This is a genomic window from Photobacterium sp. MCCC 1A19761 (assembly GCF_037389125.1).
GTDB lineage: Bacteria > Pseudomonadota > Gammaproteobacteria > Enterobacterales > Vibrionaceae > Photobacterium.
Genome location: NZ_JAZGTF010000004.1, coordinates 117243 through 129659, shown reverse-complemented (window position 1 = coordinate 129659; position 12417 = coordinate 117243). Strand labels below are relative to the sequence as shown.

At 50.6% G+C, this 12417-nt stretch carries 10 protein-coding genes; all 10 read right to left on the bottom strand.

Going from position 1 to position 12417, the window contains the following annotated elements; all coding sequences use genetic code 11:
* Positions 1-170 precede the first annotated feature (170 nt).
* Positions 171-1115, bottom strand: coding sequence for an adhesion domain-containing protein (locus tag VV869_RS07180; RefSeq protein ID WP_337734306.1), 945 nt, complete (start codon positions 1113-1115; stop codon positions 171-173).
* A 415-nt stretch (positions 1116-1530) separates the two neighbouring features.
* Complete coding sequence (locus VV869_RS07175; RefSeq protein WP_337734305.1) at positions 1531-2757, bottom strand: L-lactate MFS transporter; 1227 nt, start codon at positions 2755-2757, stop codon at positions 1531-1533.
* Positions 2758-3050: 293 nt separating this feature from the next.
* On the bottom strand, positions 3051-3287 hold the full coding sequence (locus VV869_RS07170) for a YdcH family protein (RefSeq protein WP_337734304.1): 237 nt from the start codon (positions 3285-3287) through the stop codon (positions 3051-3053).
* 280 nt (positions 3288-3567) lie between these two features.
* Entirely contained in the window at positions 3568-4791 is a 1224-nt protein-coding gene (gltS, locus tag VV869_RS07165; RefSeq protein ID WP_337734303.1) for a sodium/glutamate symporter, read from the bottom strand.
* A gap of 739 nt (positions 4792-5530) precedes the next feature.
* Entirely contained in the window at positions 5531-5872 is a 342-nt protein-coding gene (locus VV869_RS07160; RefSeq protein ID WP_337734302.1) for a hypothetical protein, read from the bottom strand.
* Positions 5873-5985: 113 nt separating this feature from the next.
* Complete coding sequence (locus tag VV869_RS07155; RefSeq protein ID WP_337734301.1) at positions 5986-9138, bottom strand: EAL domain-containing protein; 3153 nt, start codon at positions 9136-9138, stop codon at positions 5986-5988.
* Between the two features lie 158 nt (positions 9139-9296).
* Complete coding sequence (gene artM / locus VV869_RS07150) at positions 9297-9971, bottom strand: arginine ABC transporter permease ArtM (protein WP_337734300.1); 675 nt, start codon at positions 9969-9971, stop codon at positions 9297-9299.
* Entirely contained in the window at positions 9968-10657 is a 690-nt protein-coding gene (gene artQ / locus VV869_RS07145) for an arginine ABC transporter permease ArtQ (RefSeq protein ID WP_337734299.1), read from the bottom strand. Before artQ ends, artM begins: the two co-directional genes overlap by 4 nt.
* A gap of 1 nt (position 10658) precedes the next feature.
* Positions 10659-11390, bottom strand: coding sequence for an arginine ABC transporter substrate-binding protein (locus VV869_RS07140; RefSeq protein WP_337734298.1), 732 nt, complete (start codon positions 11388-11390; stop codon positions 10659-10661).
* An 80-nt stretch (positions 11391-11470) separates the two neighbouring features.
* Positions 11471-12199 (bottom strand): arginine ABC transporter ATP-binding protein ArtP, encoded by a 729-nt coding sequence (gene artP / locus VV869_RS07135; protein ID WP_337734297.1) that lies wholly within the window; start codon positions 12197-12199, stop codon positions 11471-11473.
* Between the last annotated feature and the right edge of the window lie 218 nt (positions 12200-12417).

The window sequence follows — 12417 nt, the reverse complement described above, 5'->3', positions numbered from 1 at the left end:
CGTTCAACAAGGGGTCGTGGTTGCGAAAAACACGGATGCAATAAATCTATGTTATTTGTATCAATATTCAGTATAGGAATAGATGGTGATTCTTCTAGTGCTCGATTTGATTCTTGGCTCAAGATTGATGCACTGGGGAGGCGGTAAGGACAGGGAGGCGACCGCAGATGCTAGTCTGCGGCCCCGACACAGGTGGTGTAAAGTAATGCCAGCGGGCGGTATTCATCGCCCCGGCCACTGCGCAGGTTGAGGGTTTTGATCTCACCGGAATAGAAGCTGAGGGTGCTACTCCAGTAGTTGGCCTGGATTGGCCATTGCAGGCGCAGCAGGTGATGCTGGCCGTATGTGTGAAGCGCTGTCAGTTCTTCCACCGTTGGCAGGCGCAGCCCGAATCGATGGCACCATTTTTCTGCGGTCTGGTAGTTTACTTTCGACCAGAAATGCCCATTTTCCTTGTTCATCATCGGTGGCATTTGCAGCTCCGAACTGATATCCATCGGCTGGTGGTAGTTGAGCCGCTCGAAGGTGAATGCATAGACTGCGGCATCCATGACAACGCGATTGTCGATCAAGGTTTCCTTGTTTGCGGTCGTTGATTTTGTTGATTTTGTAGATGGTGCCGCCTGCGAGTGTTGTGATGGCGTAATAGGTTGATTCGACGATGCAAGCGGCATGATGTTTGTCAGGGTGACCGGTGCCCGGGTTTGGCGGATAAAGGTCTCGGTTTGTTTGCGTGCCGCGAGGCTCTTTTTGGCTTCAACGGCTTGCGGCCAGGTTTGGAATGGACCCACTAAGCAGCGAACATTTCCACGTTCGGGAACCAAATAGAAGTGGTTCGGATACAGATCCCGAAGAGCCGTAGTCATCGACTGGTTCGGGAGCGATTTCCCATAGTGGCATTGCAGCCAGAAACTATGGTTGGTTGGCTGACCGGTTTTCCCCCACAAGCCGGTCCCGATATCACAACTGGCATTCAGGTATTGCCACCCTTGTTCCGTTTTCTCGACCTGGCAGCGGCTAGCCGCTGAATCTGATGCAGCATTAACCGGAAGCGAGAAGGGGAGACTCGCGTACAGGATCCAGCAAATGAAGATACGCAGATGTCGCTTGTTCATGGGACTGATAACTCAATGGGGGTATTCGCTAGCCAATATGACCATAAAAATCTCACAATTGTATGAAAAATTAAATAAAAGAATCTCAAGAGCGTGGGCTTACCGTGAAATTTTTCCCCGTAGAATGTTGAACTGATCATTTTAGTGTAGAGGATTGGAGAGGGTGGACCAGTAATGCCCGGTGCCTCCATCGAGCTTCATGGACGCGAAGCAGCGGCGTATTGTTAAGGTTAGATATGAATCTCGGCTGTGATGACACTGGAGAATCATAAACCGTCTTTATCTTTGATTTGATAAGTGAAGCAATAAAATGACGACTCGGAATAAAACTGGAAAAATCGAGCCATAAAAAAGCCCGACACGTTGTCGGGCTTTGTTAACCAGGAGACTGACTCACTAGAGGTCTTATTTTTGTTTATGCGTTTGCCAGCTTCTGCTCCAGTGCTTTGGAATCGACTGGTTTCGTGATGAAGGTTAGCACGACTGCAACAGCCATCATCACCGCACAGATGGTGTAGGCGAGGGCATAAGTTCCTGTTGTGTCTACAGCAACCGCAGCGACCACCGGGCCAATGAAGCCACTGATGCCCCAAGCGGTGTACAGAACGCCGTAGTTTGCACCGTAGTTTTTCAGGCCGTAGTAGTCTGCAGTAATGGACGGGAAGACCGCCAGTAGCGTGCCGTAACCGACGCCTGCCAGCGCTGCACCGATCATCAGCGTGAAGTCAGACTGGAAGCTGGCAAACATCGCCATGTTGATCCCCTGCATGATGAAAGCCAGCATCAGGGTTTTCACGCCGCCGATTTTATCAGACAGCATACCTGCTGCGACCCGGCCACCGGCGTTGAAGATCGACAGGATCACGACCAGGTACGCAGCTTCGGTAATGTTGGCTTGTGCGGCTGCGATGGAAGTGATGTTACCAATCACCATCAGGCCCGCAGAAGAAGCCAGGGCAAACATCAGCCACAGTGAGTAGAACTGTGGTGTTTTCAGCATACTGCGCCAGTTGATATCAACCGGTTTGGCAGCCGCTTTGTTTTGTGTACCGGCAGGCGCCTGTGGCTGGTAGTCAGCGGGTGGGTTGGTGATGGTGCAAGCCAGCGGCAGTGCGATCAGCAACACAGCAACGCCCAGGATCAGGAAGCTGGTGTTAATGCCGAAACTGGTGATTAGCGAGGATGTCAGCGGCGCCAGGTAAACGGCAGCCAGACCGAAGCCAGCGGCGATCAGGCCGTTGACCAGACCTTTTTTCGATGGGTGGAACCATTTCATTGCTGAAGGTGCCAGACACGCATAACCGAAACCAATACCACAGCCGGTCAGCAGACCAAAAGTCAGGACCAGTAGGATTGGCGAGGTTGCAAAGCTGGAAATGATCATCCCGATCCCCACCATAGTGGTACCCAGGATCAGAATGCGGCGTGGGCCCATACGGTCTTGCAGTACACCGGCAACCAGGAGTGATAGGGCGAAAGCAATAACAGCTACGGTGTAAGGCATGGATGCATCTGCGTTTGACCAACCCAGATCAACGACTAGCGCCTGCTTAAAGACACTCCACGCATACAAGATACCCATACACAAGTTAATGCAGAAACCAGCAAGCAGGATCTGCATCGCTCTATCAAATTTTTTCATGTTCTCTATCACCACGACAGTTGCAGCCTAGTGCTGCGCCAAAGGCATAATATTTTAGAAATAATCAACAAAAGTTGTATTTTCTGATAAGGAGCGCGGATTCTATCAACATTTGTTGAATAGAAAACAGATTGAAATATTTTGTTACAAATGTGGTGGGGGAGAGGGGCGACCCGTCTCCTTACCAGCCAGGCCGGGAGACGGGATTGGCGACGCTTATCCGGTGATTACTGGATCGGTTCTGATTCAATGGCTGCGCTTGCTGCTGCCCGAATAATGATGCTGTTAACGGTTCAGTTGGTCAGGATGCTGTAGATCTTGTCCTTAAGTTGTACTCGTTCCAGTTTCAATTGTGTGAAGTAAGTGTCTTCGGTCGGAATATTGTTACCTTCCAGCCCTCGTATGGTATGGTCCAGTTGATGGTATCTGTCTGAGAGTGCTTTAAAATTTTCGTCAACCATTTTGAGGTGTTTGATTTTGCTTTCCAGCTCTGGGAACTCAATATTGAGTGCGTGACTTTCACCTAACATCTTCAATACTCCGTACGTTGGTCAATATAGCCCTGCTTTCTCTCGTTGCTGTTATGGCACCCTAAACTGTAAACCAGCAGCTTAGAGTCATTATCAAATGGCGCACCCGAAACCGATTAGAGCATAATCATTCGAGTTGGTTGCTGCGTTATGTCAATTTTTGATGTGGTTTTGTATTAAGGATAGAACGAAATTTCGTCGTTGAAGCGGGCGGAATCAAAAAAAAGGCCGTGTGACAAGGTCACACGGCCTGTTATTGGCAGGGGCGGAGCAAACGAGCTTAGCGAATAAAGCTGATGTAGGTTTGCAGAACGACCAGGTTCGCGATGTCGATAAAGAAGGCACCGACAATCGGAACAACCATAAACGCCTGTGGCGACGGACCGTTGCGTGATACCAGCGAGCCCATATTCATCACCGCTGTTGGTGTCGCCCCCATCCCAAACCCGCAGTGGCCTCCAGAGATAATGGCGGCATCGTAGTTTTTACCCATGAGACGGAAGGTGACAAAATAGGCAAACACTGCCAAGGCCACGGTTTGGACCGAGAGAATGATTAGCATCGGCAAAGCCAGATCAAACAATTCCCACAGTTGAAGACTCATCAGCGCCATTGCCAAAAACAGAGACAACGAGATAGTACCCAGTGCGTCCACTGTCTCTTTGTTGACTTTGTACACACGGGTCGTTTCACACACGTTGGTAACCAGTACCCCGATAAACAGGGCATAGACAAAGTCCGGAATGCGTAGCCAGCTGATCCCGAAACTATCGACCACCATTTTCACATGGGCAGCACCGGCGACACAGATCAGCAGGATGAACAGGATCTCCACGGTATTTTTAGCCGTGATCCGATCTTCCTCATGGTCGCTGTAGGTCACCAGGTCCGGGTGTTCAATATGATGGTTATCACTCTCGCCGTACTCGGATTTCAACTGGTACTTATGGATCAGGCGCTGAGCGACCGGTCCGCCGATAATACCGCCCATCACCAGGCCAAACGTTGCCGCGGCCATCGACAGCTCCAATGTTTGGAGGCCGAAGTCATTGGCGAAAGTTTGTGACCAGGCCGCGCCGGTGCCATGCCCGCCGGACAGTGTGATAGAGCCGGCAACCAGGCCAATCAGCGGGTCAAGACCCAGCAGGCTACTGAGCGAGACGCCAACAGCATTTTGGATGACGATATACAGTGTCGCCACGGCCAGGAATAGAAAAACGCGCGAGCCGCCTTTGACCAGCAGTTTAAAGCTGGCTGCCAACCCGACGGTCGCAAAGAACATTTGCATCAAGGTATCTTTTAACGTGAGTTTGAAAGTGACATCGATACCTTGCTGGTGGAGCAATGCAATGATCGCAGCAACAATGAGGCCGCCGACAATCGGTTCGGGAATATTATACTTTCTTAGAACCTTAATTTTGCTATTAATAAAGTAACCAAGAAAAAGCACGATCATCGCGATGAGCATCGATTCCAGCTCGTTGATCTGAATGTTTGAGTTCATGATTATATCTTTTCATACTTCTTTTGGAGTTTGATTTTACTGCTTAAAGCCCCTTCTGCCTATATTGCTTTTATTTCACAGCTGGTGTAGGCAAATACTCTGATTTATTAACAAAGTGTGGTGTTTTGGGCTTTTTGTGTTAATGGTGATTGCTTGTTTTGTTGCTTTGGTGCGCAGAAGTCAAAGGGGGAAAGTTTATTAGAATGTGTGGTGCAATGATCGCCAATTTGTCGTCGAATAAGGCGTATCTGACATTTTTTTGTTTTTTTATATTTAAAATCAATATCTTAACTTGATCTCTTGATGGGTGCTCAGCGCTGGTTTTGTTGCTGAAAAACCGAGGTTAAGCTCTGAGTAGTGTAATGAAGATGTTGTATTGATGAATGAATTTTATTGTTCTCATTACCAGAATTAATCGACTCAGCTTGAAGATGGTTGCAGGGAGGACAGGATTTAAAATGACGAATTTAATTTAAATTTTAATTGAATCTCAAGCTTGGTGTGGTTGTGTTTTACTCCTCCTGCCCCTTTTTTGCTCGTTTTGGTTTGGGTAAAGCTTGTCGATTATCGATTTCTTTATTACTGAAGGAAAAAATTTCCGGTTAAAATTTAACCTGTACGGGTTGAATGTATGCAGGGTGGTGTTTTGATTGACCCAGAAAATACAGATGCCTGCATCCTGACCGATAAGACATGGAATGCAGGCACAATGGTCGTGTCAATCAGATGGAATACAGCCTTAGCTGGTGCGCTTTGTCAGTTTGAGCGATTTTCTCAGTTGCTGAATGTAATCCACTCGGGCAGGGTTCACGGGTTTGGCCTCAACTTTTAGCTGCTCTGCCGCTTGTGCTTCCTGAGCGGTGACGCAGCGGCCGTTGATCCGAAGATGCGGCGTTTTGGTTTCAATCGCGGCTTGCTCTGCAGCGTCCTCTTGCGCTTTGGCAAGGGCTTCTCGGGCAACACTTTGGTTGGTGGGTGCGATGGTCGGTTGCCGGGGATCGAAACGAGTTTTTGTCGTTGTTTTGTGCGTCTGTTGGTCCCGTTGCCGGATAAAATCATCTAAATAATCGCTAAAGCTCATAGGGTCACCATCACCTGATTACTGGGGCGGTTTGATTATATACCCAAACCTTCTCTGCTGAACATCGCATCTTAGCTTCAGTGTTAGTCTACACCTGAATCCCGGACGTTGGACTAAAACGCTTTTTCGGTACCGTGAAGCGGGTGCGGTGCATGGAGATACAGCCGAGCAAACTCAGCTACCGGCACCGGGCGGCCAAAATGAAAGCCCTGGAACTCTTCGACGCCGAGGCTGGCCAGGAACTGCGCTTGCGCCATGGTCTCGACCCCCTCTGCAACCACCGACATGCCCAGGTTATGCGCTAACTCGACAATGGAGCGGGTGATTGTGATGTTATCTTTGTTCCAGGGGAGGTCTTTGACAAATTCGCGATCGACTTTCAGGATATGAACCGGGAAGCGGCTTAGATACGCCAGGGAAGAATAACCGGTGCCAAAGTCATCAATCGCGATCTTCACGCCTAACGTTTCCAACTGCCGGAGCTTATCCAGTGCCGTGGTGACATCTGCCATAATCACGCTTTCGGTAATTTCCAGCTCCAGATGGTGCGGATCGCAGCCGGTCTCCTCAATGGCTTGTCGCACGGTCTCGACTAAGTTGGAGTTCAGCAACTGACGCGCGGAGATGTTCAGGGCAAAATTTAACGGGTAATGATTTTGCTGCCATTCCTTTAATTGCCGGCACGCGGCCAGAATTTGGTGCTCGCCGACCTCGATGATCATGCCGGAATGTTCGAGAATGGGGATAATCTCGTTAGGCGGTTGGATGTTGCCATCGGCATCTTTCCAGCGCAGTAAAGCTTCGATACCGCATACTTGTTGGGTCGCCGTGTTCACTTTGGGCTGGTAGTACAGTTCATATCGTTCGGTGCCGATCGTTTTCCTCAGTTCAGACTCCAATTGCATCAGTTTGATACTTTCCGCCCCCATTTGCGGGGTGAAAAAACAGAACTGGTTTCTGCTGCCGTCCTTGGCCCGATATAGGGCGATATCGGCATTCTTGAATAGGGTGTCGACGTCATCACAGTCATCCGGGAACAGGCTACCGCCCATGCTGGCTGAAATGAACAGCTCTTTGCTCTCGATACAGAGCGGCTCATTAATTCGCCGGATGAGGCGGTTCGCCATATTGACCAGATTGTCGGGCTCGACGCCGTGCTTGACGACAATGGCAAACTCATCCCCATCCAGGCGGGCCAGGATGTCACCGGCCCGCAGGGTGTGTTGGATGCGCTGGGCAACGGCGAGCAAGACTTTATCACCGACGTCATGACCCAAAGAATCATTCACTTGCTTGAAATGGTCCAGATCGATAGTCATCAGGGCAAATCTGCTGCCAGTTGACCGACTGTCCTGGACGGTTTGCTCCAAGAGTTGCTGGAGCATCATTCGGTTGGGCAGTTCGGTCAGCAGATCATAGTGCGCCAGTTTGTGCAGCTTGCTTTCAAACAGTACCCGCTCCGTGATGTCCTTGCCGGTAGAGATATAGTGGCTGATTTTCCCGCGACTGTTGCGGATGGGGGAGATGGTTTTCTCCTCATAAAGGACCGAGTCGTCAGCCTGAGTACGGGTCACCACCCGGCGGACGGTCTGGCCTTCTTTCAGTTGCGCCTGAAGTTCGCGAAAGTTTGCATCTTCTCCCAGCGTCCGCTTAAGTAAACTGGTCGACTGAGAGCCGAGAATATCTTTGGATTTGATGCCGGTGAATTTCTCGAAGGTTCGGTTCACATATTCAATGATGCCGCGATGGTTGGTGATCACAATGGAGTCATTGCTCTGCTCAAGTGCCCGCGACATACTTTTCAGCTTTTCTTCCCGGTCGATCCAGTAGGTGACATCCCGGAAATTGAGCAGTAACTCGCTGCTGGTACTGTAAGTGGTTTCCGTCGCGGTACATTCGATATGGCGATCTTTCAGGTTGGTGAATTTCAACCGAGCTTTGACTGGCTTTGGTGAGGGCTTGGCTTGGTTTTCATGGGCCAGAGCGACAAGTCGCGAGATAGTGTCGCGGTTCTTCTGGCCGTGGATCAGAGAAAGCAGGGGTTTGCCTACGGCCATGTGGGGCTGAGTGTTCAAAACGGCCCCGGCCGATTTGTTAATTGAGTTGATGATCAGATCTTGGCTGACACTGACGAGCCCATCCGGCACATTCCTGAGCACCGTCTTATATTTCAGGGCCGTATCCTCGATCTCCTGCTTGAGTTGTTGCTCATCCCGCAACATCCGGTAATAGTGCCTGGCCAGCAGAATACTGCCGGTGAGCAGGCACATGCTCAGGAATGAAAAGAGCAATAGCTTTACAATCCCTTCCCGTGACATGGTCAGTGTCCGGGTGGCAGCAGTGAGGTTTACCCGGGAAATAATGGTCCATGGTAGATCGGCACCGTGAATCGGACCTGTAAATGATAAATTGGTCGTTCGCAGGTCAGAGAAGTTGTGGGTATAGGTATAGAGATAATCTCCCTGGGTGAGTTGACCACTGGGATGGCTGGTGATCGCCTGCCAGAGTTCGGGGTAAATCTCTGAGAACTCCGGCGCCGTTTTTTCTTCATCCGGGAACATGAATTGCCAGTTGCTTTCCTGGTTGGGTCCGATTAACCATTCCCCGCGATTATTGATCAGCCAGTTCTCATTATGATTCCAGTTATGGTGATTTCTGATCTGGTTCAGATAGTTATCACCCAGATAATTGAGAACAACGAGCCAGCTTTTGTTCCCCAGTTTAAAATGACTGATAAAACGCAAGGTCGGAATCATGGGCGTTTCAATCTTCCCGTGCTCTATATTGAGGTCAAACTGCGAGATATAGACTGAACCGGGCGGTACGCTCAGTGATTCCTGGACATAGGGGCGCTGCCCTTTGTTTTGCAGCTCGTCGGCTGCGGCCAAACTGGGAAGACCATCGGTAATATCGACGCGAACCTGTTCAAGGCCACGTTCATCGATCAACCGGATTTGATCGTAATAGGGACGCGTATTTGCCATGCGAATGAAGGTATCTGACAGCGTTTGTGCTTGCTCGGCAGACAGCTGGTCGTCTGTTGCGACTTCCGTTACTTTTTCCGTCAGATACCGCAGGTCATCAATCACCGGTGCAAAATGCAGCTCGGTCAGTTTCACGGTCGACAGATGGAAGTTTTGCTCACTTTCGCGAATGCGTGATTCCAGTTGTTGGATATCTTCGTTGTAGACATACCAGGCAACAAGAACCGTGAGGGTCAGTAACGGAAAGAGCAGTACGATAAATCGTAAAATAGCTTGTTTCATAGGCCATCCATGACATCAAACTTCCAATCCAGCTGGGTATATTGTAGTACTGAAACAGTATGTATATGTGTTTATTTTTACGTTCTTTGATGCCTGATAAGTAAGATAAAAGCCAGTCGCGATGGACTGGCTGATGAAAGCGGAGAGAAATTGGCGGTTTAGGTGCGACTGTGTTCGAAGGCGAGCGCTTGCCGTTCCACTTGGCGAAAGATGAGTGTCAGGATGGCATTGATCGTTAGGTAAAACAGGCCGGCAACACTGAACACGACCAGCGTATCGTAGGTTTGCGCATTGATCCGCTGGGCATATCCCATGATATCCATAATCGTGATGGTACTGGCCAGGGAAGTGCCTTTAAACACCAAGATCACTTCGTTGGAGTATGCCGGAATGGCCCGGCGGATGGCATAGGGAAGCAGTACACCGAGGGTTGCCCGGCGATCCATGCCCAATGCCCGGCAAGCTTGCCATTGTCCGGATGGAATCCCGTTAAAGGCACCATGAAACAGTTGCGTGCTGTAGGCCGCGGTATTGAGCGATAAAGCCAACATAGCGCAGAACCACGGCTGGCTGAGCCAATGCCAAAACACACTGCTGCGGATCCACTCAAACTGACCCGGACCGTAATAGATCAGGAAAATCTGGACCAGCAGCGGGGTGCCGGTAAACAGGGTGATCAGGCCGCGGCTGATCGCGTTAAGGACCGGAAGTTTGAGGATCAGCGTCACGGTCATCAGCAGTGCCAGCAGACAACCCAGGATCAGCGACGCGGCGGTCAGCTCCAGGCTGGTCCACAGACCTTCGGCCAGTTGCCAGAGATGCTGTTGATTCATAGCGAGGCTCCTTGCGGTTGTCCCAGACCACGTGCACTGAATTGTTTATCCAGGCGTTTGACGACCCGCTGGGTCAGCAGGGTGATCACCAGATAAATCGCGGCAGCACTGGCATACCAGGTAAAACTGTCATGGGTCGCCGCCGCAGTCAACTGCGCCTGTTTCAGCAGGTCGGTGACCCCGATGAGCGACACCAATGCGGTATCTTTCAGTAACACCAGCCATTGGTTCGTCAGCCCCGGCAGTGCATGGCGAGCCGCCTGAGGCAGAATAATGCGCACGAAGGTGCGTCCGTTACCCAGTCCCAGTGCGCTGGCGGCTTCCCGCTGGCCATTGGGCACCGCTTTTAAAGCGCCGCGCAGTGTTTGCGCCGCATACGCTGCGAAGATCAGCGACAGTGCAACGACACCGGAAATGAACGGACTGATATCGATGTAATCGCCGGTGATCAGAAACAGAATTTGTGTTGAGCCGAAGAAAATGAATAGCACGACCAACAACTCCGGCAGGCCGCGCAGAATCGTGACCAGCACCGTGGTTGGCCAGGCTACCCAGCGGGAGCGGGACATTTCCCCCCCGGCAAAGAGTACGGCCAGCACCAGTCCCAGCAATAAGCTGGCAAAAGCCAGCTGCAATGTCAGCCAGCCTGCTTCTGCCAGAGTCGATAAATAACCAGACACAACCATCTTACTTTCCGAAGTATTTATCGTAGATCACTTGGTATTCGCCACTGGCTTTCACGGTTTTCAGGGCCGTATTGAGCTGATCAACCAGCGCTTGGTTCTTTTTGTTGACCGCGATACCAAAGCCATTGCCGAAATACTGCGCGTTGGTGACCGGATTGCCGACATAGGTCAGTTTGTCGTTCTTATCGAACCACTCGGCAACCACGGCAGTATCACCGAAGATTGCATCAATCCGGCCGTTTTTCATGTCAATAAAGGCATCTTGATAGCTGGCATACGGAACGGCAGTCACAGCAGCCATTTGCTCGCTCAGATAGCTTTGGTGTGTCGAACCATTCTGAACCCCGACACGTTTACCTTTCAGTGCATCTTGACTGGCAACATGGCCGCTCAGTGCAACGAACGCTGCGGCGTTCTCATAGTAAGCGTCGGTGAAGCTGACTTGTTGCAGACGTTGCTCAGTAATATCGATTCCGGAAATTGCCGCGTCGTAGCGATGGAATTTCAGAGCCGGGATCAGGCTGTCAAAAGGCTGGTTGTGGAAACTACACTTGGCCTGGATCTCTTTACACAATGCATTGGCCAAATCGACGTCAAACCCCTGAATTTGGTTGTTTTCATCAATATATTCAAACGGGGCGTAGGTTGCCTCCATGGCAAACTTGATTTCTTCTTGCGCGGCAGCGTGAGCGGAAGCCAGACCGATCAGGGAAGCAAGTAGGATTTTTTTCATGTGCATTACTCCATGTAACTGACGACCCGGCACTGCTGGGCCCAATTGGCGTTCAGCAGCGACGGTAAACTGTTGATAAATTAATGGGTTAAATATTCAGCAAACGCTGCGGTGGTCGGGTTGACGAAGGCGTCTTTGGTCCCGTGTTCAACAATACGGCCTTGTTCGAGATACAGAACATGGCTGGCAATCTTGCGGGCAAAATCGACCTCGTGGGTGACCACCACCTGGGTGATCCCGGTATCGCTGAGTCCGTTGATGATCCGGACCACCTGGTTGGTGATCTCCGGATCCAGTGCCGCAGTCGGTTCGTCGAATAACAGCACTTCCGGTTTCATCATCAAAGCTCTGGCGATAGCGACCCGTTGTTGCTGTCCGCCGGAAAGATGCAGGGGCCAGGCATCAGCCTTATCAGCCAGTTGCAAGGTCGCCAAGATCGCTTTGGCCTCTTCTATAGCGACCGTTTTGGCCATGCCGGCGACTTTCACCGGGGCTTCGATCAGGTTTTCCAGCACGGTCAGATGGGGCCACAGATTATATTGCTGGAACACCATGCCGACTTTACGTCTCAAGGCCAGGCCGTTCTTTTCAGCAATCGGTGCCTTGAAATCAAACCGCTGTCCGGCGATCTCCAACTCGCCGCTGGCGGCTGTTTCAAGCAGGTTCAGAATGCGTAGCAGTGAGCTTTTTCCGGCACCGCTGGGGCCGAGCAAAACCAGAGTTTCCCCTTGCTGGCAGGTGAAGCTGACGTCATGTAAGACCTGCGTTTGGCCGTAGAATTTATTAAGACTGCTGACTTGAATACCCATGCTGACTTTCTGCATTAAACTTCGCTTGGCGTTTATATTACCCAGAGCGGTATCTTATGCAAGAAAAATGTATAAATAATCCGATGCGTTGCATTATTGTTTGTAAAATGTACTGCTTGCGGGTTTATTCTCTATTTAAACCAGTGGTTTAGGCGTGGGATTGTTACAGTTTTAGGCCAGGTGAGCGGCAGGAGAATTTCCGGGATGAGATTTTAGTC

Coding starts and splice junctions, on each gene's coding strand:
- VV869_RS07155 (WP_337734301.1), bottom strand. CDS start 9,138: ATGAAACAAGCTATTTTACGATTTATCGTACTGCTCTTTCCGTTACTG.
- artP (WP_337734297.1), bottom strand. CDS start 12,199: ATGGGTATTCAAGTCAGCAGTCTTAATAAATTCTACGGCCAAACGCAG.
- VV869_RS07175 (WP_337734305.1), bottom strand. CDS start 2,757: ATGAAAAAATTTGATAGAGCGATGCAGATCCTGCTTGCTGGTTTCTGC.
- gltS (WP_337734303.1), bottom strand. CDS start 4,791: ATGAACTCAAACATTCAGATCAACGAGCTGGAATCGATGCTCATCGCG.
- artM (WP_337734300.1), bottom strand. CDS start 9,971: ATGAATCAACAGCATCTCTGGCAACTGGCCGAAGGTCTGTGGACCAGC.
- VV869_RS07160 (WP_337734302.1), bottom strand. CDS start 5,872: ATGAGCTTTAGCGATTATTTAGATGATTTTATCCGGCAACGGGACCAA.
- artQ (WP_337734299.1), bottom strand. CDS start 10,657: ATGGTTGTGTCTGGTTATTTATCGACTCTGGCAGAAGCAGGCTGGCTG.
- VV869_RS07140 (WP_337734298.1), bottom strand. CDS start 11,390: ATGAAAAAAATCCTACTTGCTTCCCTGATCGGTCTGGCTTCCGCTCAC.
- VV869_RS07170 (WP_337734304.1), bottom strand. CDS start 3,287: ATGTTAGGTGAAAGTCACGCACTCAATATTGAGTTCCCAGAGCTGGAA.
- VV869_RS07180 (WP_337734306.1), bottom strand. CDS start 1,115: ATGAACAAGCGACATCTGCGTATCTTCATTTGCTGGATCCTGTACGCG.